The sequence below is a fragment of the Ancylobacter sp. FA202 genome, assembly GCF_000380205.1.
Taxonomy (GTDB): Bacteria; Pseudomonadota; Alphaproteobacteria; order Rhizobiales; family Xanthobacteraceae; genus Ancylobacter.
The window spans coordinates 4839057-4864040 of the sequence record NZ_KB904818.1 but is presented as its reverse complement, the minus strand read 5'-3'; the positions used below and the strand labels follow the sequence as shown (position 1 = coordinate 4864040).

Below are 24984 nucleotides of genomic sequence, written 5' to 3'. Positions count from 1 at the left end.
GCGATCGTCGTCCCGATGCTCACTTCCGCGCGAATCGACCATAGGGTAGGTGGTTTGTGTGGATCAGAGCGTAGCATCGAAGGCAAAAGGTCTATCGAACTTTGTTTGGCAGATTGCCGAAACCCTTCGTGGTGACTTCAAGCAATCGGAATACGGCAAGGTTATCTTGCCATTTGTTGTTCTGCGCCGTCTAGATTGCATCCTTGCACCCACCAAAGACGCTGTTCTGAAGGCCCATGCCGGGTTGCCGCCCGGCATCGATGAACACACCCGCGACATGATGCTGTATGGCGCGATCGGCGGCGGCATCCGCGTTTACAACACCAGCACGCTGACATTCGCCAAAATCAGGGCGCAGAACCCGAGCGACGTTCACAAGAACCTCATCGCCTACATCACGGCCTTCTCAGACTCTGTTCGGGATGTCTTTCTCGATAAATTCCTCTTCACGGACCAACTGAAGCGGCTCGCCGACGCCAGCATACTATGGAAGGTTTTCGAGCAGATCGCCGCGCTCGACCTTCGGCCGGAAGCCGTCTCGACGCTGGCGATGGGCTATCTGTTTGAAGACCTGATCCGCCGCTTCTCGGAAATCTCCAACGAAACCGCCGGCGAGCACTTTACGCCGCGCGAGGTGATCCGGCTGATCGTGGACCTCATCATCGTCAACGACGACGAGAAGCTCCGGGGTCAGGGGATCATCCGGCAGATTTATGATCCGGCCTGCGGCACGGGCGGGATGCTCGCGCTCGCCGAGGAAGCGCTGAAAGAGTTCAACCCGGATATCCGCGTCGAGCTTTTCGGTCAGGAACTGAACGGCGAGTCCTTCGGCATTTGCAAATCCGACATGCTGGTGACGGGTCACGACCCCGAAAACATCGCCTTCGGCAACACGCTGACGCAGGACGCCCATAAGAACCGGCGTTTCCACTATATGCTGTCCAACCCGCCCTATGGCGTGGATTGGAAAAAGTATCAGGAGCCGATCCGCGAGGAAGCGGCGACCCAGGGCAAGGACGGCCGCTTCGGCGCGGGCCTGCCGCGCATCTCGGACGGTCAGCTTCTCTTTCTCCAGCACATGATTTCCAAGATGCGGACCGATGAGGTCGGTTCGCGGATCGGCATAGTCATGAACGGCTCGCCGCTCTTCACCGGCGGGGCCGGGTCGGGCGAGAGCGAAATCCGCCGTTGGATGCTGGAGAATGACTGGATCGAGGCCATCGTCGCGCTGCCGACTGACCTTTTCTATAACACCGGCATCCAAACCTATGTCTGGCTGCTGACCAACAGCAAGGATCGGAAGCGACGCTGCAAGGTCCAACTCATCGACGCATCCGGCGAACGGTTCTGGGCGCCCATGCGCAAGAACCTTGGCTCGAAGCGCAGGGAAATCCGCGACGACGGGCGTGAGACCATCACGCATATCTTCCACGAGATGGCGAACGGCGGCGGGCCGTGGAGGGAAGTGTCGAAGGGTTTCGACACCAGCGATTTCGGTTATCGCGAGATCAGGGTGGAGCGCCCGCTCCGGTTGAATTTCCAATCCAGCCCCGAACGCATCGCGCGGTTAAAGCTCGCCAAGCCGTTCCTGAAACTGGACCCCACTGAGCAGGATGACGTGTTGAACGTCGTCGCCGATCGGCTGCCGACCACCTTGTTCAAGGACCGCCCCGCCTTCGAGGCCAGCTTGACCAAGGCGCTCAAGGGCGCTGGCGTGAAGATCGGCGCGCCGGTCAGGAAAGCCATCCTTTCTTCGCTGGCGGAGCGGGACGAGTCCGCCGCTATCTGCCTCGATGGCGACGGCAGGCCGGAGCCGGACCCGGAACTACGCGACCATGAGCTTGTGCCTCTCAAGGAGGATTGGAAAGTCTATTTCGCCCGCGAGGTGACGCCCTTCGTGCCGGACGCCTGGGTGGACGAGAACTATCGGGATGACACCGACAAGGGCGTCGGCCGCGTCGGCTACGAGATCAATTTCAACCGCTATTTCTATCGTTATGTCGCCCCGCGCCCGCTGGCCGAGATCGACGCCGAGCTGAAGACGCTGGAAACGGATATCGCCAACCTCTTGAAGGAAGTGGCGGGATGAGCGCTGCACTGGAAGAGGCGCGTCTTGCGCGTTGCAACGCAGCTTGGCCTATCAAGCGCTTACGCCGTATTGCCCGATTGGTTGGGGGCGGAACGCCGTCGAAGGGTGAGGAGTCTTTCTGGTCTACCGGCACCATTCCGTGGGTGTCGCCAAAGGACATGAAAGCCCGCGTTATTACCGAAACTGAAGACTACATCACCGAGGACGCGGTTGACGGCAGTGCAACGTCGTTCATCGACGAAGGCTCGCCCCTGATGGTCGTTCGGTCTGGCATCCTGCGTCACACGCTGCCCGTTGCACTGGCGGGCCGCAGGCTGACACTGAACCAAGATATGAAGGCGTTTCGGCTTTCGCGGGAGATCGATGGCTCGTTCTTGGTCTGGTGGTTCGAGGGCCAAAGCAAAGACCTTTTGCTTGAGTGGCGACAGTTCGGGGCGACGGTCGAAAGCATTGACACGCGCTCCATGATGAATGGTCGGATTGCTCTTCCGCCCCTCGCCACTCAGAAGGCCGTCGCCGCCTTCCTCGACCGCGAGACCGCCCGCATCGACAAGCTGATCGCGAAGAAGGAGCGGCAGGTTGACTTGCTGCATAAGCGGGCCAAGCAGGCTGCCGCCGAGCTTGTGACGGGCGCCACAGTGGAGGGCATGGCGACCGTGGAAACGGGGCTCGACCATATTCCACGCATCCCCGCCCATTGGTCACTTCTGCGAGCGGGGCATCTTTTCCACGAGGTGGCGGAGCCCAATACCGATGACCTTCCGGTGCTCTCGGTCTCAATCCATACGGGCATATCAGACAGGCAACTCGGCGACGAGGAACGCGACCGCAAGGTAAACCTCATCGAGGACCGTTCGAGCTACAAGTGCGTCAGGCCCGGATATCTGGCCTACAACATGATGCGGGCATGGCAGGGTGCGGTCGGCGTCTCGACTGTCGATGGCGCCGTGAGCCCCGCATATGTGGTCGCAAAGCCGACACGCGACCTCCATAGCCTGTATTATCAGTTTCTACTTCGCACTCCACCCTTCATCGAGCAGATGCGACGGGGATCGAAGGGGATCACCGATTTCCGCTTGAGGCTTTATTGGGAGCAATTCCGCCTCATCATGTTGCCCGTGCCTCCGCTGGAGGAACAGCGTCGCATTGCGGCGCAAGCTGAGCGGGAGCTTGCCCATGCCGACGAGGTGGCGGCCAGGATCGTTCGCTCCGTTGCGCTCTTACGGGAACACCGCGCCGCCCTCATCACCGCCGCCGTCGCGGGCCAGATCGACATCCGCGAAAATCTGCCGGCCGTCATCTCCACATCAAATCGGGACAGATTCCGCCTCGTCGTCGGAGCGGAGATCATCCACCAACATCGGAGCAATCCGAAATTCGGGCGGGTGAAGCTGCAAAAGGAACTCTATCTCGCCGAAGCCCATCTCGGCATCGGCGAGCTTCAGGGGAATTACTTCCGTCAGGCGGCGGGGCCGCTCGATCGCGCCTTGATCGAGGAAACAGAGCGCGCGGTGGAGGCCGCAGGCTTCTACAGGGCGAGTCAGGCGAACGGGGTGGGAACGAGCGTCACCTATACGCCGCTGTCAAATGCCGGACGGCATAGCGCGGAACTCAAAAGCCTGTTGGGTCCGCGCGCCGACGCGCTGGCTGGCCTCATCGTCCTCTTGCGCGATTTCGGCACCGAGGCGGTCGAGGCCGTCGCCACCCTCTATGCCGTATGGAATGACGCGCTGATGGACGGTCGGCAACCGGATGACTCCACGATCGTCAACGGCGTCCTGACCGAATGGCACGAGGAGAAGGGGAGGAAATTCAAGGATAGCGACCTTCGCTACTGGCTGGACTGGATGAAGCGCAACGGTCTCGCGCCGCGCGGCCAAGGTCCCCGCACAGCCCACACCATGACGCGGGATTTGTTCGCATGACGCGCGCCGATGTCTTCACCGAAGAGGCCATGACCCGGCCGCTTTTCGAGGAGCTTACCGGCGAACACGCGCGCGAGGACGAGTGGTCCGGGCCGCACGGCTTCGCGCTTGGCGGGATGATGCAGGCCAATGCCGCATCCCTCGCAGAGGAATATTTCGTTGCCGCCAACGCGTTGGTGGACGCCATCAATGATAAACGCATCGCCGACTACCGCATCGGCAACGCGGCGCTATTTCTCTATCGCCATTCCTGCGAACTCATACTCAAGGCCGCGATGCCTGACGCCAAGCGGATTCACGACCTGATCGTCCTCACCGACAGATTCGTGATGATGGTGAAGGAGCGCTACGGGCAGGATGTTCCCACCTGGATCGCGAGGCGCATGAAGGAACTGGCGGCGATCGACCCAGGCTCGACCGCGTTCCGATACGGCGCTTACGGCACGCCCATCGACGCGGCCGACCAGCCAATCGAGCTCGAAGCCTATGTCAGCCTGCCACACCTGCAAGCGGCCATGCTGGCGCTGAACACGGCCCTGGTTTCGGCGGTGGACGAAATCAGGATGGCGCGAGGGGAGCAGCCATGAACTACGAACAGCCATCGACCTCACACCCATATGCCAAGGGCTTTTCCGAAGACACCGTTCACCGGGAGGAGGTGTTGGAGGTGCATCTGTGCAAGGCGCTTGTGGAAGGCCAAGGTTATCGTCCCCGCCGTCCCGAGGACTATGATCGCGCCTCTGCGCTCGACGAAGCCCTGGTGATCGAGTTCGTCAAGGTGACGCAGCCGGACGAATGGGCGACGCTGGAAGGCCATTACGGTTTTTCCGCTGAAGCCGAATTCTTCAAGCAGCTTGAGCAGGCCTTGAAGCAGCGTGGCACGCTGGATGTGCTGCGGAACGGACTGAAGCTGGTTCCGAACCTGAAATTCTTCCTCGCCGCCTTCAAGCCGGCGTCCGGCGTCAACCCGGCCTTGGTGACGCTGTTCGAGAGCAATATCCTCAGTGTCATCAATCAGCTTCGCTATAGCGCGAAGAACGAGAACGCCATCGACGTAGGGCTGTTCGTCAACGGCCTTCCCGTGGCGACGCTGGAACTGAAGAACACCCTGACGGGTCAGAACTTCCGCCATGCCGAACGCCAATATCGCCACGACCGGGCGCCCGCCAATGAGCCGCTGCTGACATTCAAGCGGGGGGCCTTGGTCCATTTCGCGGTGGATCAGGACAATGTGTCCATGACCACCCGCCTTCAGAACGGCAAGACCCGGTTCCTTCCCTTCAATCGCGGCCATGACGGTGGCGCGGGCAACCCGGATATCGGCGAGGAGTTCCGCGTTGCCTATCTCTGGGCCGACCAGCCCGAAGGGCGGGCGATTTTCTCCCGCGATATCCTTCTCGACATCATCGGGCGGTTTCTCCACCTCGACGGCACGAACGGCAAGGAAGCGCTGATCTTTCCGCGTTTCCATCAGATCGACGCGGTTCTGAAGATGCTGGCCCATGCTCGCGCCAACGGCAGTGGCAACAACTATCTGATCCAGCATTCGGCGGGATCGGGAAAATCCAACACGATTGCCTGGACGGCGCATCGCCTGGTGACGTTGCATGACCCGTCCGACCAGCCGATTTTCGACACCGCGATCGTGGTGACGGATCGCGTCGTCCTCGACCGCCAGCTTCAGAACACCATTGCCCAGTTCGAGCAGACGCCCGGTGTCGTCCGCAAGATCGACGGAACCTCGCGGCAGTTGAAGGCGGCCATCGAGGGGCAGGCAAAGATCATAATCACCACCATTCAGAAGTTTTCGACCGACCATCTCCGCGTCATCAGCGGACAGGGAACACGGAGGTTCGCTGTGCTAATCGACGAGGCGCACGGCTCCCAGTCCGGCAAGAGCGCCCAGGCGTTGAGCGACGCCCTCAGCCGTGACGAAGATGCCGGGACGCCCGACGAGATCGAAGACCTGATCGCGGAATACCAGCGCCAGCGAGGCCCGCAGGCGAACATCAGCTACTTCGCCTTCACGGCGACGCCCCGCAATGTCACGCTTGAGCGTTTCGGCACGGTGGGCGCCGATGGCCTCCCGCGTCCGTTTCATCTCTATTCCATGCGGCAGGCGATCGAGGAGGGTTTCATCCTCGACGTGCTTCAGAACTACATGACCTACAAGGCGTATTACGCCCTGGAAAAGACGATCGACGATGATCCGGAACTGGACACGCGGCGCGCGCAACGGAAGGTCGCGCGGTTCGCGGCCCTGCATCCGACCGCCCTGAGCCAGAAGGTCGAGGTGATGGTCGAGCATTTCCAGCGCCATGTCAGACCGGAGCTGGACGGCCAGGCGAAGGCCATGATCGTAACCTCAAGCCGGGAAAGCGCCCTCCGCTATTATTTCGCGCTCAAGACCTACATCGAGGACAAGGGATATCGCGACCTAAAGGCGCTCGTCGCCTTTTCCGGCGAATTGCACGTCGATGGCAATACCTACACTGAGGCCGAGTTGAACGGCTTCGGCGAAAGCGAGTTGCCCAAGCGCTTTGATACCCCGGAATATCAAATCCTCATCGTCGCGGAGAAATATCAAACCGGCTTTGATCAGCCGAAATTGTCCGGGATGTATATCGACAAGAAGCTGTCGGGGTTGCAGGCCGTTCAGACCCTATCCCGGCTGAACAGGACTTACCAGGGCAAAGAACAAACCTTCATCCTAGATTTCCAGAACACGATGGATGATATCAAGGAGGCGTTTCGCCCCTTCTATGAGGCGTCCATTCTCGAAGCCGTTTCCGACAAGAACCAGATCTATCAGTTGGAAACACGCATCCGCACATTCGGATATCTCGACAGCAATGAGATCGAGCGATTCGCCGCGATCTTCTTCAAGGGAACGCTGTCCTCTCAGGATCGCGTGACGCTTGAATCATTGGTCCGCAACGCTGTGGCACGGTTTGCAGCTGAGGATGACGAAGGACGACAGGAAGAGTTCCGGCAGCTGTTGAGAAGCTACAAGCGATTCTACAGTTTCGTCGCACAAATTGTCCGGCTGGGAGATACCGGCTTGGAAAAGCTCTATGCCTACACCGATTGGCTAGATCGCATGTTACCCAATCGGGAACAACCGCCGGAAGTCGAGATCACTGATGAAATGCTGCGGCTGCGCGCCTTCCGCGTTCAACAGAAGGAAGCGGGCTCGGCGTCGCTTTCAGCCGGCGATACCGTGCCGCTCACCGCGATCAGTGAATTTGGGGCCAAACCCTATAATGAGGACGAAGCCAAGGCGCTTTCGGAGATCGTCCGCTCCTTCAATGACCGGCACGGGACGCAGTTCACCGAAGAGGATTTCATTCGCCTTGAACAGGTGAAGCGCAAGGCGCTCGACGAAGAAATGGCGGCGGTGTTGCGGAACAATCCGCCGGATGTCTCCCGTCCGACTTTCGTGCGCCGGCTCCTTGAAGAGACGATCAAGCAGTACCAGCGTGACAGCAGCCTTCAAAGCATCATCATGACCAACGCGGACGATCGCGATCGCATCTTCAACCACCTTTTCAGCCGGGCATTGCGCGAGGTCCGCGAAACGCCGACTTTTTGATCCAGGGCGCATTGCGCGGCGTTGCCGCACGATGGCGTGCAGCGCTGCGATATTTGAGGTCTACGCGCCACCCGCCATCGGTCATGCCCAATCGTGTCGATCCTGGGAGGCGGGGAGTCTCGTGCTGACGCGCTCCCTCGCGAGCGCCTCTTTCCCCTTCTCGGCCCACGGAGCTAACGCCTTCTCGCGCTCCCCGCTCCTGAGCTTGTCGGCCATCCAGAGCAGCGCGCCATAGATGACGGCACGGTCGTCGCCGGTCAGCTCGACGACGCCTGACTTCACCACGAGGCCACCGAGCTCGATGAGGTGCCGGGTGCGCTTGCGGCGCTCGACCTGCCAGTCGCGCATGTCATGCCGCGCCCGTGCTGCCTGATGGCGGTTGCGTGCCACCCGGTTGCGCCGGAGCGCTGACCGCGTCGCTGCCAGATGCCGGTGCAGATCGGCGTGCCCGTCCCTGAAAGAATGCGGCGCCTCGTCGCGCCCACGCCTCCCTCCGTCCGGGGTCTTTGGTTTCGGCGAGCACAAGCAGCGCGCCGGCCAATTCCTCCGCCGTTAGCGCGTCGGCGCCCGTGGCGATCACCAGATCGCCGAGTTGCTGCAACTTGCGGGTTCTGAGCTCTCGTGCCTTGTCCTCAAGTGCCTTCAGCTCCGCATCATAGTCCCGTGGTTTGCGCATCGTCATCTCCATCAGCAATCAATGTAAGGATGATAGTTGAGCAAGGTCGCGGTGGCTGTAATGTTGCTGGGACAGACTGGGATGGCCTCGTCGCTCCCGAGATTTTTTCGAGGGAGGGCGCGCTTATACGTCGTTCCGACGTGCGCTTCGCCGTGCTGATGTTCGGATCGCGATGGCGATCTATCATCTTCACGTCAAGGTCATCGGCCGCAAGGCTGGCTCCAGCGCGGTGGCGTCCGCGGCCTATCGTTCATCCTCAAGGCTGCGCGACGCGCGGATTGATCGTGTCCAGGACTTCTCGGCCAAGCGCGGCGTCGTGCATTCCGAGGTTCTGCTGCCGGACGGGGCTCCTGAGATGTGGAGTAACCGCGAGCAGCTGTGGAACGATGTCGAAGCCTTCGAACTGCGTAAGGACGCGCAACTCGCCCGCGAGGTCGAGTTTGCCCTGCCGCGCGAGATGAGCCAGGCGCAGGGCATCGCGCTCGCTCGCGACTTCGTCCAGGCGGAATTCGTCGATCTCGGAATGGTCGCTGATCTCAATGTGCATTGGGATATGGGCGAGGACGGCATGGCCAAGCCCCATGCCCATGTCATGCTCACCATGCGCTCGGTCGACGAGGACGGCTTCGGCCCGAAGGTCCGGGAGTGGAACGCGACCGAGATGGTGGAGCGCTGGCGCGAGCGCTGGGCCGCGCTCGCCAATGAGCGGCTCGCCGAACTCGATATCGACGCGCGCATCGATCATCGCAGTTTTGAGGCGCAGGGCATCGCGCTGGAGCCGCAGAGCCAGATCGGCGCGCCCGCACAGCGGATCGAAGGAGAGGGGATCGAGGCCGCCGATCGTGCTGAGCTTCACCGGGAGATCGCGCGCGGCAATGGCGCGCGCATCATCGCCGATCCGGCACTGGCATTGGATGCCATCACGCATCAGCAATCGACCTTCACCCGACGCGACATGGCGCGCTTCGCGCATCGCCATAGCGATGGCATCGAGCAGTTCAACGAGGTGATGGGCGCGATGGGCCGTGCGCCCGATCTCGTCGAGCTCGGCAAGGACGGGCGCGGCGAGGATCGCTTCACCACGCGGCAGATGATTGAGGCCGAGCAGCGTCTGCACCGCGCCGCCGAGCTGATGGCGGAACACGAGCGGCATGGGGTGAATGCCCCCGACAGGAAAGCGGCCCTTCTGCGTGCCGAGCAGCGCGGCCTTGTTCTCTCCCTCGAGCAGTCCGATGCGCTGGCGCACATCACTGGTACGCGCGATCTTGGCATCGTCGTCGGCTATGCCGGGACGGGGAAGAGCGCCATGCTGGGCGTCGCGCGCGAGGCTTGGGAGGCCGTCGGCCTGGAGGTTCGCGGCGTCGCGCTGTCCGGCATCGCGGCGGACAATCTGGAGAGCGGATCGGGCATCACGTCCCGAACGATCGCCAGCCTCGAACATGGCTGGGGGCAAGGCCGGGATAGGCTCACCTCACGCGATGTTCTGGTGATCGATGAGGCCGGCATGGTCGGCACGCGGCAGTTGGAGCGCGTGCTCTCCCATGCCGCTGACGTGGGCGCCAAGGTGGTGCTGGTTGGCGATCCGCAACAGCTGCAATCGATCGAGGCGGGCGCCGCCTTCCGCTCGCTCGTTGAGCGCCATGGCGGCGCGGAGATCAGCGAGGTGCGCCGCCAGCGCGCGGACTGGCAACGTGATGCCACGCGCGATCTGGCGACCCGCCGGATCGGCCATGCGATCCAGGCCTATGAGAGGAATGGAATGGTCCATTCCTCCCAAACGCGGGAGCAGGCGCGCGGCGAGCTGATTGATCGCTGGGACCGTGACCGCCAGGCGGCACCGGACTGTAGCCGTATCATCCTCACCCACACTAATGACGAGGTGCGTGCCCTCAACCAGGCCGCCCGCGAACGCATGCGGGAGGCGGGGGATCTCGGCGAAGAAGTGCGCGTCACCGTGGAGCGCGGCGCGCGTTCCTTCGCCCGCGGCGACCGGGTCATGTTCCTGCAGAATGAGCGTGGGCTCGGGGTGAAGAACGGCACGCTCGGCACCATCGAGGAGGTTAGCGCTCAGTCCATGTCGGTGCGCACCGATGATGGGCGATCCGTCTCCTTCGACTTGAAGGACTACGACCGCATCGATCACGGCTATGCCGCCACCATCCACAAGGCGCAGGGCATGACGGTAGACCGCACCCATGTGCTCGCCACGCCGGGCCTGGATGCCCATTCCAGCTATGTCGCCCTCTCGCGTCACCGCGATGGCATGGAGCTGCACTATGGCCGCGACGACTTCGCGGATGGGGACCGGCTGGTGCGCACCCTGTCGCGTGACCGCGCCAAGGACATGGCCTCGGACTATGACCAGTCTGATCCGGCGCAGGCCTATGCCGAGCGCCGCGGCATCACCTTCCGCCAGCGTGTCGTGGAGATGGTGCGCAAGGTCCCGGAGAAGCTGCGCGACCTTGTCGATGGGCTAAGGCCGGCCGTGGACGCGGCACGAGAGGCGCCGGCCCTGAACGAAGAACTCGGGAACAAAGCCAAGCCGCTTACCCAGGAGCCTCCCGACGATCCGGAAGCAGTGCTGCGGCGGGCGCGAACCCGCGCGCTCGTCCGGCATGCCCGCGCGTGGGACGCAATCCTCACCACGGCCGATGCCACCGGCCAGGGCACGCCCGAGCAGCTGCGTGAGCTCACCGATGCCCGCAAGGCCTTCGAGGAGTTACGCCCTCATGGCTGGCGGGACGCGGAAGCGGCCTATGAGAAGAACCCGGAACTGGTGCATGAGGCGGCCGACGGCAAGCTCAATCGCACCATCCGCGCCCTCCAGCTTGAAACCGAAATCTGCACCGACCCGGAGCGCCGCGCCGATTGCTTCGTCGAGCGCTGGCAGAAGCTCGACCGGAACCGCGAACGCCAGTACGCGCAAGGCGACTACGCCGGCTACAAGGCAACCCGCATCCAGATGGGGGACATGGCGCGGAGCCTGGAGCGCGACCCGCAGCTCGAATCCTTGCTCGCCGCTCGCAAGAAGGAGCTCGGCATCAGCCTCAACACAGGCCGCAGTCTTGGTCGTGAACTGGCCCACAGCCACGGCATCGACTTCGACCGCAGCCGGGGACTGGGTTTGTAAACCCGTCCGATGTGCCGCCGCCGGCTCGCCACGCTGTAGCTGCGGCGTTCATCCTCTTGCCGGCCGGCGATCCATGCCTTGTCTGGAGCGGGCGCACTCAGGCGCATCCAGCAGGAGGCAGTACCGCCATGCAGACACCAGAACGTATCATCCGCCTGAAGACTGTCCTCGCCCGCACCGGGCTGTCCCGCTCCACCATCTATCGCAAGATCGCCGAGGGTACATTCCCCGCCCAACTCAAGATCAGCACCAACGGCGCCGGCTGGCGGGAATCCGACATCAACCGGTGGGTTGCCGATCCGCCGCGGTGGCGGGCGCAGGACGAGACGGCAGTCGGTGAGTTTTGATAGTGAGCCGACCATTCGGCGAAACAGCGCCGATGTTGTCGCTTGCCAAGCTGCGCCGATGGAGGTGGAGCGTCTTATTGGTTGAACGCAGGTCGCTGTGCGCGGCGGCTCTACTCCGCCTTGTGGTCAGAGGCAAATGATGCCGCGTATGCGCCCTCGACCCACTCGATCTCCTCGGCCTTGAGCTCGCGGAATTCCTGCTCCCGGGCACGCTTTGAGAGAACTCCCCCGTTTTGGCGCAGGAAGCGGAAGAGCAGATCGACGGTGCGATCCGGCATGTCCACGATTTGTCCGATCGCGACGCGGAACGCGTCATACGCCCGCAGGAAGCGCGTCTCGGCCGGCATGTCGAACTCGATCGTGCGCTCCACGCATGCGTAGAGGAATTCTGCGTGAGGCGTCGCGTCGAAATAGCGGTAGAAATCCGCCGTATCATTCAGCACCCGGACGTTACCGGTCGGCGTCGGCTCCCATTGGATGAAGGGGAGGAGGCGCGCAGACCAGCTTTCCAGCGTCCGCCGATAATCATCGATGCGATCGAGGATCGCCGCGGAGATAGGAAAAACAACCCCCGGCGGATTGAACCCGTGTTCAGCAAGGACGTGATGGATCAGGTAGCGGTGCAGGCGCCCGTTCCCATCCTCGAAGGGATGGATGTAGACGAAGCCGAAGGCCAGTGCGGCAGCTGCGATCACCGGATCAAGTTGGCGCTCCGCTGCCGTGCGGTCGAAGGCCACCAATCCGCCGATGAGATCATGCAGGTCCTCATGCCGGGCACTGATATGATCGGGTAGTGGCATACGGGTGTCGCGGTCATGCTCGCCGACGAATCCGCCCTCCGTGCGTAGTCCAAGCTGGACGAAGCGCGCATCGCCGATGACGATGCGCTGAAGCCTCAAGAGCTCGTCAAGGTCGATGGAGCGTCGGCCTGCCTCGCCGATAGCACGGCCCCAGCGCTGGATACGATCCTGCGGCGGATGCTCTCCCTCGATTGCGAAGCTGGAGCGGGAATCCTTCAGCAGCAGAAAAGCCGCGGTGCGGGCAAGCAGGTCACGCGGCACGTCGGCAATAGCAGCGCGCGCCCGTTCGGCAAGATTCGCGTCGTGGAAGGCTTTCAGGGCTTCCGTCGCGAAGACCATGGGGCAAAAGGTCGGCGTGCCAGGCAAGTTATTCCTGACACGATGGCGGGTCGATGTGGTTCCGAACGCCGCCCATTGCAGGTCGGGATCGACGACAAGGGCATAGGCTCCCTTTTCGGCGGCCGGAAGATCGAGCCTCTCGCCAAGCAGCCATTCATACAGAAACCAGACGCGCCTCGCGTAGGAGCCGGTCGGCGTTGCGCGCACCAGCGCTTCGATTGGCGCCGGACCGGTGGCGCGAAAAAGTCTCTTGAGGACGAGAAGATCGAGCCCCTCATATTTCAGGGCGAAGGTGAGGTGGCCTTCGAGATTGGCGGCTGGCTCATGGCGCGGCGTGTATATGCGCCAGCCATCCCGTTCATAGAGGCGGTGATGAGCTCCGATAGCGCAGAGTGTCCGCGGCAGCGGCACGGCGAGGCTCAGCGCGCCGATGAGCGCGGCGTAGCCGGCGGGGGTCGCTTCTTCAGGGAGTGACTGGTCCTGAAAAACCGTGACTGGCCCTGAAAAATCGTATGTCGTGCCGTCGTTCATGAAAAAGCATTCTGGTGCGTCGCGGATGGCGTGGCCCGAAACATTATGCTGAAAAATCGTAAACATCCATGAAAAATAATAACTAAGACGCACATCCTCTGAAATTAGCATCTAGATGTGCGGCTGGCAGTTCTCGGCGCCACTCAAGAACAGTCGCTTCGAGCGGCGCCGCGGATCGACAGCTTTCACGTCGTCCGACAGCGGCCCGGTAGAGGCGCCGCAGGATAGTCGCACCCAAGCCTCCCCCCACCAATGAGGGGAAGCGCCGTCGACGGCCGTCACTGGCGAACTGATTGAAACTTTGCGGGCCCGCGCTGGGGATGGGCTTGAGTGCGGGTTTCCGCGATGGCCGCCTCTCGAAGCCGATCCAACTCGTCTGCCCACCACTGCATCATCAACACGCGTTCGTCCCAATGCTCGCCACGGGTATATGCCCGGCGCACATTATTGCCCTCAACATGGGCGAGCTGTCGCTCAATCGCGTCGGGATGCCAGCGCCGGCTCTCATTGGCGAGCGTGGCAAATGCTGCCCGAAAGCCGTGGGCGGTCATTTCCTCCGCCCCTATATCCAGGCGGCGTAGCGCGAAGTTTAGAGTGTTCTCGCTCATCGGCTTCCTAACCGAGACGGTCGCCGGAAACACGAAGGAACTGATCCCGCTTCGGGTGGCGTCGCGCAACTCCTGCAAGGTGGCCACGGCCTGTAAGGGCAGGGGCGTGCGGTGTGGTCTGCGCATCTTGGTTCGGCTGGCTGGAACGGTCCAGACCCCCGTTTCAAGGTCAACCTCGTCCCACGTGGCGGCGCGGAGTTCGCCGGGACGGAGCGCAAGCAGGGCGAGCAGCTTCAGGCCCGCGACCGTCGTCTCCTGACCCTTCGTCCAGCCATAGATGGCAGCCATAAGCTCTCCAAGCCGCTTCGGGCGTGTGATGGCGGCGCGGTGCTTGGTCGTGGGTGCGATAAGTGCGCCTCGCAGATCGGCCGTCACATCCCGTTCGGCGCGGCTGGTTGCGATCGCATAACGGAATACCTGACCGATGATGCTGCGGGAGCGGCGTGCAGTCTCGTAGTGACCCTTGACCTCCACCGCCCGCAGGACGGCAAGGATCTCTGGCGGTGTAATCTCGGCGATGGGGCGGTTTCGAAGAGGGGCTGCGATTTCCTCCAGCAGCCAGTGCGCTTTCAGGAGGGTGGCCTCGGCCCGCCCTTCCTTGGTCATCTTGTCGATGAACTCCGTCGCAACGAACCCAAAGGTGCTCGTTGCGGCCGCGACAGACGCCGCGGCGGCGGCCTTGTTGGCTCGCTTGTCGGCTCCGGGGTCTACCCCTGAGGCCAACAACCTCTTGGCTTCGTCGCGAAGCCGCCGCGCATCGGCCAGCGAAATGAGCGGATAGGGCCCATGGGTGAGTTTCTTCTGTTTGCCCGCGAATCTGTAGGCCTGCTGCCAGACCCGGGCGCCGTTGGGCTTCACGAAAAGATAGAGGCCGCCACCGTCGGAAAGTTTGTATTCGCCTTCCCGGCCTTTGGCCGTCCGGCACGCTGCATCTGACAAGGCCATGTTCGCCCTCCCTGCTGATCGCTGGGATCACGAAAACACGGCCTGCAGGCCAACAACAAGGCCAACAAATTCGCGGGATGGGGTGGCTCTGGCTGCTCCCGGCAGGGACAGCGAGCGGAGGCTGGAGAAGAAATTATCCAGCAAATTCAAGGGATAACAAGGCAATCTGGGAAAAGCTGAGCCGCCCCGGAAACGGGGGAGTGGCTCCCTGAGCAGGACTCGAACCTGCGACCATTCGATTAACAGTCGAACGCTCTACCAACTGAGCTATCAGGGACCGGGGACGCCGTGGCGTCTCGGAGGCCGGCGATATAGCAATGCGGGATGGGTTTGTGAACCCCTCATCCCGCACCATGTGGATATCCTCAGGCGCTGAGGCGTTCCTGCTGCCCGGCGAACTGCAGCTGGTGGAAGGTGAAGTAGCGCCCACGCTTGGCCACAAGCTCTTCGTGGCGGCCACTTTCGACCACGCGGCCCTTCTCGATCACGCAGATCTTGTCGGCGTTGATGACGGTCTGCAGGCGGTGGGCGATGACCAGCGTGGTGCGGTTGGCCTGCAGCGACTGCAGCGCCTTCTGCACCTCGGCCTCCGATTCGCTGTCGAGAGCGGCGGTGGCCTCGTCGAGCAGGAGAATCGGCGCATCCTTCAGGAAGGCACGGGCAATGGCGATGCGCTGGCGCTGGCCGCCGGAGAGCTGGGTGCCACGCTCGCCGACGCGGCTGCCATAGCCGCCTTCAAAGCCCATGATGAAGTCATGCGCGTGGGCCGACTTGGCGGCGGCGATGATCTGCTCGTCGGTCGCTCCCGGACGGCCGGCGGCGATGTTCTCGCGCACCGTGCCGGTGAACAGGAACACGTCCTGGCTGACGAAGCCGATGGCCTGGCGCAGAGAGCGGCGCGTGACCGCGTCGATCCGCTGGCCGTCAATGGTGACGTCTCCCGATTCGACGTCGTAGAAGCGCTCCAGCAGGTTCATCACCGTGCTCTTGCCGCCGCCCGAGGGGCCGACCAGCGCCGTGGTCTGGCCGGGCTCGGCGATGAAGCTGAGGCCGCGCAGCACCGGCTCGCTCTCGCGATAGCTGAACACCACGTCCTCGAAAGCGATGCAGCCGCCGGTGACGACAAGTTCCGGCGTCTCCGGCGCGTCCGCCTCGGTGGCCGGCCGGTCGAGAAGCCCGAACAGCATGCGCGCGCCCAGCAGGTGGGTGGTCAGGTCGATGTTGAGGCGGGCGAGACGCTTGGCCGGCTCGTAGCAGAGCAGCAGGGCGGTGATGACGGAGAAGAACTCGCCCGGCGTGCGGCCGCCATGCAGAACGCTCCAGCCGGCATACATGACCACCAGGCCGATGGCGACGCCGCCCAGCGCTTCCATCAGCGGGCCGGACTGCGACTGCGCCCGAATCATGCGGTTCGAGGCCTTCTCCATCCGGTCGATGCGCTCGAAGATCTTGGTCCGCTGGCTGTCCTCCAGGGTGAACGACTTGATCGTGCGAATGCCCTGAAACGCATCGATCGACTCGGTCATGATCAGCATCGCGCTGTTAAACTCGCGGGTGAAGATCTTCTGCACCTTGCGGATCAGCGAGCGCACGCCGCCCACCGCGATCGGCATCACGACGAAGCCGATCAGCGCCATGAACGGGTCCTGGACGATCATCACCGCGGTGAGGCCGATGACCGACAGCAGGTCGCGCCCGAGGCTGGTGATGATGAGGTTCAGCACATTGCGCGCCGCCTGCGCGCCCGTGTTGAACTTCATCATGATCTCGGCGGTGTGAACGCCCGAGAAATAGGTAACGTCCTGCAGCAGCAGCCGGTCGAGAACGCGCTTCTGGTTGTCGGCGACGATGCGGTTGCCGACCTTGGCCAGCGTGACCGCCTGGCCATAGGCGGCGAAGCCCTTGGTGATTGAAAGCGCGACCACCGACCCCGACAGGATCCAGATCGCCGCGGTGTTCTGCTCGACGAAGATGCGGTTGATGACCGTGCCCATCAGATAGGCGAGGCCCGAGGTCGTCGCCGCCATGCAGGCCATGAAGACGAAGGAGAGCGCATAACCCTTCCAGTGGCGACGCCCGTCCTGGAGGAACAGCCGCCCGACCGTGTCGCGGGTCTCGGGGCTGATCATGTTGCGGAGCGCGTTGGCCATCTTGGGAGGCAACATCAGCGAAAATCCTTTTCACGGGCCCGGCCGGATCGGGCGTCGCCCCTTCGCTCCGCGTCGCAGACGCCGGAGGGCGGGATCATCAACGACGATCACGGGGTGTTGTCAAACCCGTGACGGCTTGTGCGCCAGCATCTAAAAAGGCGGAGACGACACCCGCCGCCGACGCTTTTTCAAGGCCGGCGGCGGGTGCGTGAACTGGAGGCCACGCCCGGAATCGAACCGGGGTGCACGGATTTGCAGTCCGCTGCGTAACCACTCCGCCACGTGGCCCGACCGAGGCTGCCGCGAGGCGCCTCATGGGCCGGGCCGGCTCATAACAGAGGTGGAGGCGATGAGCAACGCGCCCGGCATGATAAGGTGGGGACGGCAGGGTGTCGGATGAGGACGGGGCGGGCGCATCGCGCGCATTGGGGCGCGTCATCTGCAGCGCGGCGCTCACCTGCCGCAGCCCCGGCCCGGCTGCGCTGCGCGGCTGACCGTGCGGCATTCTACCGCGACGCGGCCCGGCAGCGGCCGGTTCTCGGCAGGAGGGGCCGGAACGCTGGCCGGGCGATCGGCCGGCGGCACAGGCGACACGCCAGGCTGGAAATCTTCAAGAACGCCCGTCGAGAACGCTTGCAATGGAGCCGCCGCTGCCGCAATTCTGGCGCCGTTCGCTCGCGCCGCCCGTGCGTGCGCTCTCCGCGCGGCCCGCGCGCGGCCTTTGCCGTCTGCTTTCGAGGTTGTCGCCGAATGATCGATTTCGCCGAACTGCGCCGTGCCATGGTGGACGCCCAGGTGCGTGCCAACGACGTCACCGACCTGCGCATTGTGGCCGCCATGCTGGAGACGCCGCGCGAGCGCTTCGTGCCCGCCAGCCTGCGCAACTTCGCCTATATCGACGACGATGTGCTGGTGAAGGAGGGGGCGCCGGCGCGCTACCTGATGGAGCCGATGGTGCTCGCCAAGCTGCTGCAGGCGGCCGAGATCGGCCCGGATGCGCTGGTGCTCGATGTCGGCGCGGCGAGCGGCTACTCCACCGCCGTGCTGGCCAAGCTCGCAGGGCAGGTGGTGGCGCTTGAGGACGATGCCGCGCTGGCGGCGCAGGGCTCGGCCCTGCTGCTCGATCTGGGCCTTCTTAATGCCGCCTATGTGCAGGGGCCGATGACCGCCGGCTGGCCGGGCGAGGCGCCCTATGACGTGATCCTGCTGAACGGCGGGATCGACGCGGCGCCCGAATCGCTGCTCGCGCAGCTTAAGCCGGGCGGGCGGCTGGTCGCCGTGGTCGGGCGCGGTCGCGCCGGCCGGGCGACGGTGTTCACCCACACGACCGGCGGCATGGGCTCGCGGGTGGTCTTCGACGCCGCCGTGCCGACTCTGCCGGGCTTCGAGGCGCGGCCGGGCTTTGTTTTCTAGAGGTTTCCGTCGCCCCTGTGGCTGATCTGCCGCGTGTCCGACTAAATCGTTCCCCGAACCAAACCGAGCGGTTCACAGCCCCTCTCCGAGCACCTATCCTGCGTTCGCGTCATACAGAGAGTGAGAGAGTCGCCCGGGGGCAGGCGATTCCCATCAGATTAGCGTTCGCAGAGGTTGGACATGTGGGTGTCGGCTACCGGGGGTAAGGTCGTCGCGTGGGCGGCGGTCGCTTTTTTTGTCGGCATCGCGGTGCCGGCAAGAGCCCAGACCCTCGATCAGGCGCTTTCGGCCGCCTATCGCAACAATCCCACATTGAATTCGCAGCGCGCTGCCACCCGCGCTACGGACGAGTATGTGCCGATCGCGCTGGCGGGTTATCGCCCGCAGGTGTTCGGCAGTGCCTATGCCGGTGCCCAGTGGGCGGAAACACGTGTTGATGCGGGTGAGTCGGCGCTTCTGGGCGGGTCCTCGGTCAGCCAGTCCAAAACCTACCCGACGGGCTTCGGCATCACCATCAGCCAGACCATCTATAATGGCCTGCGAACCGCAAACTCGGTGCGCAGCGCCGAATCGCAGGTCCGCGGCCAGCGCGAATTGTTGCGCAATACCGAGCAGCTGGTTCTGCTCGATGCCGCCACCGCCTATATGAACGTGCTGCAGAACGCGGCGCTGGTGGAGCTTCAGAAGCAAAACCTCGAAGCCCTGCGCGAGGAGCTGCGCGCGGCGCGCGACCGTTTCTCGGTCGGTGAAATCACCCGTACGGACGTCGCCCAGGCGGAAGCCAGCGTTGCCGACGCGCAGAGCGAGCTGGCGCTTGCCGAATCGAACCTCAACACCGCCAATGCGGTATTCTATCAGGTCATCGGCCTGCGCCCGACCAAGCTGAGCCCCGGCCGTCCGATCGATCGCCTGCTGCCGAAGAGCGAGAAGCTTGCCGTCGATTCCGGCCTCACCCGGCATCCGGCGGTTAAGTCGGCCGAGTTCGCCGTCGACGCTGGCCTGTCCAACGTCAAGGTCGCAGAGGCGGCTCTCTCGCCCACGCTGACGCTGAACGGCTCGGCCTCGTCCGACTACAACAGCACCATGGACGTGCAGAGGCAGACCTCCGCCTCCGCGACGCTGAACCTGTCCGTGCCGATCTACCAGGGCGGCAGCGAATACGCGACCATCCGCCAGTCCAAGGAAACGCTCGGCCAGCTGCGGATCGAGGTCGATGTGAACCGCGAGCAGGTGCGGGCCAACGTCGTGCAGTATTGGGGCGCGCTCGAAGCGGCGAAGGCCGCCATCGAATCGGCGCAGGCCGCCGTGGCGGCGAACGAGATCGCCCTGCGCGGCGTGCGCGAGGAATGGCGGGTCGGCCAGCGCACCACGCTCGACGTGCTGAACGCGCAGACGGCGCTGTTCAACGCCCGGGCCAGCCTCGTCATCGCCCAGCGGGATCGGGTTGTTGCCTCCTATGCGGTGCTTTCCGCCAGCGGCCAACTGAGCGCCGTCACGCTCGGGCTCAAGGTTCCGGTGTACAACCCTCAGATCCACTACAATCAGGTGCGTGACGCCTGGATCGGCGTGCGCACGCCCGGCGGGCAGTAATCTCGGCCCGCCCGCAAGCCGCCGAGAGGTGTGGGAGCTTGCGACGGCGGGGGAGGGGAGACCGGCCGCGAACGGTAACGCGGTCGGCGTTAACCTTAGCTGTCGAACGTTGTTGGTCCGATTGGGTTACATCTTGGCGTTCCGCCGTGGGCGGTTCACACTTTACGAAGTGTTAACGGGTTGAGTCGTGCGCCTCGGCCGAGCGCCGTCAACCCTGGGATCGGAAAACAGCGCATGCCGGTGAATGCGAGAGGCAGTGAGCCGTCGATGGAGGAAATCCTGGCCTCCATCCGTCGCATCATTTCCGACGAGGTCGCCGCCGATCCGGCGGCGCGCAGCGATGCGCCGCGCCCTCCGCGCGATACTCGCGAGGCGTCCGGCCGCGAGGCGACGTCCCGCCCGGCCGCCGCACCTGCCCGCGAACCGGCTCCGCGCCCTGCCGCGCCACCGCGAGCGGCGGCAAGTTCCGAGTCCTCCGAGGCACTGTCCTATGCGCCGCCGCCTTACCGCGAGCGGGTCGAGGCTCCGGTCGACTATGCCCCCCGCGGCCGCGCTCCGGCGGCCGATCCGTTCACGCCGCGGCCGGTGACGGTTTCCGCTGCCGCGCTTTCCACTCCCGCGTTCGCGCCGGCCGCGATGGCGTCCCGCGCGCCGTCGGCTGCCGTCTATTCCGGCGGTTCCGCCGCCCGCGCGCTTGAGGCGCCGCTGCCGGCCCGGCCGGCGAGCGAGAGCCGGGCGCCCGAAGCGCGCCGCGTCGAGCCGCGCCTGTTTCCCGATTCCCGGCCGCTGCCCGACCTGCGGCCGCTGGCTGAGTCGCGGCCGCGACCGGAGCCCCGGCTTGTCGAGCCGCGCAGCTCCGCACCGGCCTTCACGCCCGAAATGCGCGCGCCGGTAGCGAGCGCCCCGGCCCGGCCCTCGCCGGGTTCCGCACTGAACACGCCGCCCAATGGGGCCGGCATGGCCGCCCTGCCGCCGGTGCGGCCGTCCTTCACCCGCCCTTCGGTTGTCAGGTCGCCGGCGCCGCTCGACAGCGAACTCGACAAGCCGCTGGCGGCGGCGCTGCTCGACCTCGCGCTGGTTGAGCAGGCCGTCCAGGCCGAAATGGCGAATGTGGCGCTGAACGAGCCGACCGCCTCAGCGCCAGCGCAGCCGGTCGCCTCGGTGCCGGCGGTCGAGCCGTCCCGTGCGGACGTCGTCAAGTCTGTCGCCTCGTCCGAGCCGGCGATGGTGGGGTCTGTCCAGGCCGAGCCCGCCAAGGATGCCGCCACAGCCACCGCCCCGGCAAGCGCGGCGCCCGCCGTCGCTCCCGCACCGGAAGTCGTGGCGCAGCCGGTTGCCGAGCCCGCCGAGATGCCGGCGCCTGCCGCGCGCACCGCCGTTGCCGATCCGGCCCGCGAGGGCGCCGCCCTTGCCGTGCCGGTGAAGGACGAGGTCGCGTCGGCGTCGCCCGTCGCGCCCGCGCCTCGCACGGATTTTCGCTCGCCCGAGCCGCGCGCGTCCGATGTGCGCCACGCCGAGCCGCGCGGACATGAGACAAATCTGGCGGAAGCCCGGCTCGCGGAATCCCGCCTCTCGGAGTCGCGGCTGGTCGCCAGCAGCCGGCCGAGTGTCGCCCCGGAAGCCGCCGAGCCAGCGCGCGAGCGCCTGGTGTCGGCGCCGGCCAGCAGCGCCGTGTCGGCCGCCTTCGGCTCGCTGCAGCGCACGGTGGGCAGCGCCGCGCCCCGTTCGGTCGACGATCTCGTCACCGAGGCGCTGAAGCCCATGCTCAAGGCCTGGCTCGACGAAAATCTGCCGGCCATGGTCGAGCGGCTGGTGCGGGCGGAAATCGAGCGCGTCGCCCGCCACGGGCAGTAGGCGACGCCCCGCCCGGCCACCTCTCACGGTGCAAAGCCGGGCGCGATCGGGCGCTTTAGGCGCGGCTTCGCCTCTCGCGAGTTGACTTGAGGCATCCGCTCCGCTTTCTCTCGCACCCATTCCATTCAGGTGCCGGAGCCAAAATGCTCGACAACAGGTTCGATCCCGCCGCCGTCGAAGACCGCATCTACCAGAGCTGGGTGGAGGCGGGTGCCTTCAAGGCCGGGCGTCCGGAGCGGGCAGGAGCCGAGCCCTATTGCATCGTCATCCCGCCGCCCAACGTCACCGGCTCGCTCCATATGGGGCACGCGCTCAACAACACGCTGCAGGACATTCTCTGCCGCTTCGAGCGCATGCGCGGCAAGGACGTGCTCTGGCAGGTCGGCACCGACCATGCCGGCATCGCCACCCAGATGGTGGTGGAACGCCAGCTCGCCGAGCGCCAGCTGCCCGGCCGCCGCGACATGGGCCGCGCCGCCTTCGTCGAGCGCATCTGGGCGTGGAAGGAAGAATCCGGCGGCACCATCATCAACCAGCTGAAGAAGCTGGGCGCCTCCTGCGACTGGTCGCGCGAGCGCTTCACCATGGATGAGGGCCTGTCCCGCGCCGTCCTCAAGGTGTTCGTCCGGCTCTACAAGGATGGGCTGATCTACAAGGACAAGCGGCTGGTGAACTGGGACCCGAAGTTCCAGTCCGCCATTTCCGACCTTGAAGTGCTGCAGGTCGAGGTGAAGGGCCATCTCTGGCACCTGCGCTACCCCTTGGCCGACGGTGTGACCTATGAGCACCCGATCGCCTTCGACGAGAACGGCCAGCCCTTCGAGTTCGAGACCCGCGACTATATCGTCGTCGCCACCACCCGCCCCGAGACCATGCTGGGCGACACGGCCGTGGCGGTGCACCCGGAAGACCCGCGCTATCAGGGCCTCGTCGCCGCCGGGGCCAAGGTGCGCCTGCCGCTGGTCGGCCGGCTGATCCCGATCGTGCCGGACGAGTATTCCGATCCGACCAAGGGCACCGGCGCGGTGAAGATCACCCCGGCGCATGATTTCAACGATTTCGAGGTTGGCCGCCGGCACAGCCTGCCGATGATCAACGTGCTCGACGCCGAGGCGCGCATCACGCTGGCCGGCAATGAGGAGTTCCTCGCGGGCGCGCAGCCGGGCGCCGAACTCGACGCCGCGCTGGCGCTCGACGGGCTCTCGCGCGAAGCGGCGCGCAAGGCCATTGTCGCGCTGATGGAAGAGCGCGGCGTTCTCGACCGCATCGAGCCGCACACCCACATGGTGCCGCATGGCGACCGCTCGAATGTGGTCATCGAGCCGTGGCTGACCGACCAGTGGTATGTCGACGCCCACACCCTTGCCCAGCCGGCGCTGGCCGCCGTGCGCGAGGGGCGCACGAACTTCGTGCCGAAGAACTGGGAGAAGACCTATTTCGAGTGGCTGGAGAACATCCAGCCCTGGTGCGTCTCGCGCCAGCTCTGGTGGGGCCACCAGATCCCGGCCTGGTATGGTCCGGACGGCTCAGTCTTCGTCGAGGAGACGGAAGAGGCAGCGGTTGCCGCCGCGCTCGCCCATTGCGTGCAGAACGGCATCATCACCGACGCCGAGGCGCTGGAGCTTGCCGCTGACCCGGAAAAGCGGGCGACGTTGATCACCCGCGACGAGGACGTGCTCGACACCTGGTTCTCCTCCGCCCTGTGGCCGTTCTCGACGCTCGGCTGGCCGGACGAGACGGCTGAAGTGGCGCGCTTCTACCCGACCACGGTGCTCATCACCGGCTTCGACATCATCTTCTTCTGGGTCGCCCGGATGATGATGATGGGCCTGCACTTCATGCCCGACGTGCCGTTCAAGGATGTCTACATCCACGCCCTCGTCCGTGACGAGAAGGGCGCCAAGATGTCGAAGTCCAAGGGCAACGTCATCGACCCGCTGGACCTGGTGTCGAAATACGGCGCCGACGCGCTGCGCTTCACGCTGGCGGCGATGGCGGCGCAGGGGCGCGATATCAAGCTCGCCCCGGCCCGCGTCGAGGGCTACCGCAACTTCTCCACCAAGCTGTGGAATGCGGCCCGCTTCGCTGAAATGAATGGCTGCGGGCGCGATCCGGCTTTCGTGCCGCGCAACGCCGAATCCCGGCTCAACCGCTGGATTCTCTCGGAGACGCAGAAGGCCGGCACCGAGATCACCCAGGCGCTGGAAGCCTACAAGTTCAACGAGGCGGCCGGCGCGGCCTATCGTTTCGTGTGGAACATCTTCTGCGACTGGTATCTCGAACTCGCCAAGCCTGTTTTCAACGGCAATGGCGGCTGGAAGGACGAGACGCGGGCGACCACCGCTTTCGTGCTCGACGAAATCCTGAAGATGCTGCACCCCTTCATGCCCTTCCTCACCGAAGAGCTGTGGGCGCGCACCGCCGAGACCGGCGCGCCGCGCGCCAGCCTGCTGGCGCTGGCGGAGTGGCCGGCGCTGGAAGGGCTGGAGGCGCCGGATGCCGAGGCCGAGATCGGCTGGCTGCTCGACCTCATCACGGAGATCCGCTCGGTCCGTGCCGAGATGAACGTGCCGGCCGGCGCGCAGCTTCCCCTCGTCTTGGTGGGCGTGGCGGACGAGGTGCGCGAGCGCGTGGTGGTGTGGCTCGACACGCTGACACGGCTCGCCCGCCTGTCCTCGATTTCCTTCGAGACGGAGGCCCCGGCGGGCTCGGTGCAGATCGTGGTGCGCGGCGAGACGGCGGCGCTGCCGCTGGCGGGCGTCATCGACATGGACGCGGAAGGCGCGCGCCTCGCCAAGGAGCTCGCCAAGGCGAAGGACGACATCGCCAAGGTCGACGCCAAGCTCGGCAATGCCGATTTCATCAAACGTGCACCTGAGGAAGTTATCGAGGAGCAGCGCGAGCGCCGCGAGGCGGCATCCGAGCGCGCGGGCAAGATTGGCGAGGCGCTGGCCCGGCTCGGCCGCGCCGGCTGAGGCAGGCGGCGCGACCGGCA

General features: G+C 64.8%; 15 protein-coding genes and 2 tRNA genes. 10 read left to right on the top strand and 7 right to left on the bottom strand.

The features are described 5' to 3' along the window. The first annotated feature begins 58 nt into the window (after window positions 1–58). Genes A3M1_RS0122630 through A3M1_RS0122615 form a run of 4 tightly spaced genes read left to right on the top strand, consistent with a single transcriptional unit; the run spans window position 59 to window position 7606 of the window. Complete coding sequence (locus tag A3M1_RS0122630) at window positions 59–2089, top strand: class I SAM-dependent DNA methyltransferase (protein WP_026221460.1); 2031 nt, start codon at window positions 59–61, stop codon at window positions 2087–2089. Continuing rightward, window positions 2086–4014, top strand: a complete 1929-nt coding sequence (locus A3M1_RS0122625; protein WP_018963950.1) for a restriction endonuclease subunit S — start codon at window positions 2086–2088, stop codon at window positions 4012–4014. The genes A3M1_RS0122630 and A3M1_RS0122625 overlap by 4 nt, the downstream gene beginning before the upstream one ends. Beyond that, entirely contained in the window at window positions 4011–4601 is a 591-nt protein-coding gene (locus A3M1_RS0122620; protein ID WP_018391267.1) for a hypothetical protein, read from the top strand. The genes A3M1_RS0122625 and A3M1_RS0122620 overlap by 4 nt, the downstream gene beginning before the upstream one ends. After that, complete coding sequence (locus A3M1_RS0122615; protein ID WP_018391266.1) at window positions 4598–7606, top strand: type I restriction endonuclease subunit R; 3009 nt, start codon at window positions 4598–4600, stop codon at window positions 7604–7606. Before A3M1_RS0122620 ends, A3M1_RS0122615 begins: the two co-directional genes overlap by 4 nt. An 81-nt stretch (window positions 7607–7687) precedes the next feature. Here the strand turns inward: A3M1_RS0122615 and A3M1_RS0122610 are convergent, their stop codons facing one another. Together A3M1_RS0122610 and A3M1_RS25245 are read right to left on the bottom strand one after the other, a co-directional pair. After that, entirely contained in the window at window positions 7688–7954 is a 267-nt protein-coding gene (locus A3M1_RS0122610) for a conjugal transfer protein TraD (RefSeq protein ID WP_018391265.1), read from the bottom strand. A 1-nt stretch (window position 7955) separates the two neighbouring features. Beyond that, complete coding sequence (locus A3M1_RS25245) at window positions 7956–8282, bottom strand: conjugal transfer protein TraD (RefSeq protein WP_198291190.1); 327 nt, start codon at window positions 8280–8282, stop codon at window positions 7956–7958. Between the two features lie 172 nt (window positions 8283–8454). Between A3M1_RS25245 and traA the strand changes: the two genes are divergently transcribed. Both traA and A3M1_RS0122600 read left to right on the top strand, forming a co-directional pair. After that, a complete protein-coding gene (gene traA, locus A3M1_RS0122605; RefSeq protein WP_018391264.1) occupies window positions 8455–11412 on the top strand; it encodes a Ti-type conjugative transfer relaxase TraA in 2958 nt (985 codons plus the stop codon). Between the two features lie 128 nt (window positions 11413–11540). Further along, the gene (locus A3M1_RS0122600) at window positions 11541–11759 is read left to right on the top strand and encodes an AlpA family transcriptional regulator (protein ID WP_018391263.1); all 219 of its coding nucleotides are present in this window, start codon (window positions 11541–11543) and stop codon (window positions 11757–11759) included. A gap of 110 nt (window positions 11760–11869) precedes the next feature. Here A3M1_RS0122600 and A3M1_RS0122595 read toward each other — a convergent pair whose 3' ends face one another. The 5 genes from A3M1_RS0122595 to A3M1_RS0122575 all read right to left on the bottom strand — a co-directional run bounded on the left by A3M1_RS0122595 (window position 11870) and on the right by A3M1_RS0122575 (window position 17420). Continuing rightward, on the bottom strand, window positions 11870–13429 hold the full coding sequence (locus A3M1_RS0122595; protein WP_026221459.1) for a Fic family protein: 1560 nt from the start codon (window positions 13427–13429) through the stop codon (window positions 11870–11872). Window positions 13430–13707: 278 nt separating this feature from the next. Further along, window positions 13708–14982, bottom strand: a complete 1275-nt coding sequence (locus A3M1_RS0122590) for an integrase arm-type DNA-binding domain-containing protein (protein ID WP_018391261.1) — start codon at window positions 14980–14982, stop codon at window positions 13708–13710. A gap of 201 nt (window positions 14983–15183) precedes the next feature. Next, window positions 15184–15259, bottom strand: a tRNA-Asn gene (locus A3M1_RS0122585). An 88-nt stretch (window positions 15260–15347) separates the two neighbouring features. Next, window positions 15348–17147, bottom strand: a complete 1800-nt coding sequence (locus tag A3M1_RS0122580; protein WP_018391260.1) for an ABC transporter ATP-binding protein — start codon at window positions 17145–17147, stop codon at window positions 15348–15350. 199 nt (window positions 17148–17346) lie between these two features. Continuing rightward, window positions 17347–17420, bottom strand: a tRNA-Cys gene (locus tag A3M1_RS0122575). Window positions 17421–17882: 462 nt separating this feature from the next. Here A3M1_RS0122575 and A3M1_RS0122570 point away from each other — a divergent pair. The 4 genes from A3M1_RS0122570 (at window position 17883) to A3M1_RS0122555 (ending at window position 24964) form a co-directional block, all read left to right on the top strand. Beyond that, window positions 17883–18545 (top strand): protein-L-isoaspartate O-methyltransferase, encoded by a 663-nt coding sequence (locus A3M1_RS0122570; RefSeq protein WP_018391259.1) that lies wholly within the window; start codon window positions 17883–17885, stop codon window positions 18543–18545. A gap of 180 nt (window positions 18546–18725) precedes the next feature. Then, window positions 18726–20135 (top strand): TolC family outer membrane protein, encoded by a 1410-nt coding sequence (locus tag A3M1_RS0122565; RefSeq protein WP_018391258.1) that lies wholly within the window; start codon window positions 18726–18728, stop codon window positions 20133–20135. A gap of 234 nt (window positions 20136–20369) precedes the next feature. Beyond that, on the top strand, window positions 20370–21989 hold the full coding sequence (locus A3M1_RS0122560) for a DUF2497 domain-containing protein (protein WP_245261819.1): 1620 nt from the start codon (window positions 20370–20372) through the stop codon (window positions 21987–21989). 143 nt (window positions 21990–22132) lie between these two features. Next, window positions 22133–24964, top strand: a complete 2832-nt coding sequence (locus A3M1_RS0122555; RefSeq protein ID WP_018391256.1) for a valine--tRNA ligase — start codon at window positions 22133–22135, stop codon at window positions 24962–24964. Window positions 24965–24984 lie beyond the last annotated feature (20 nt).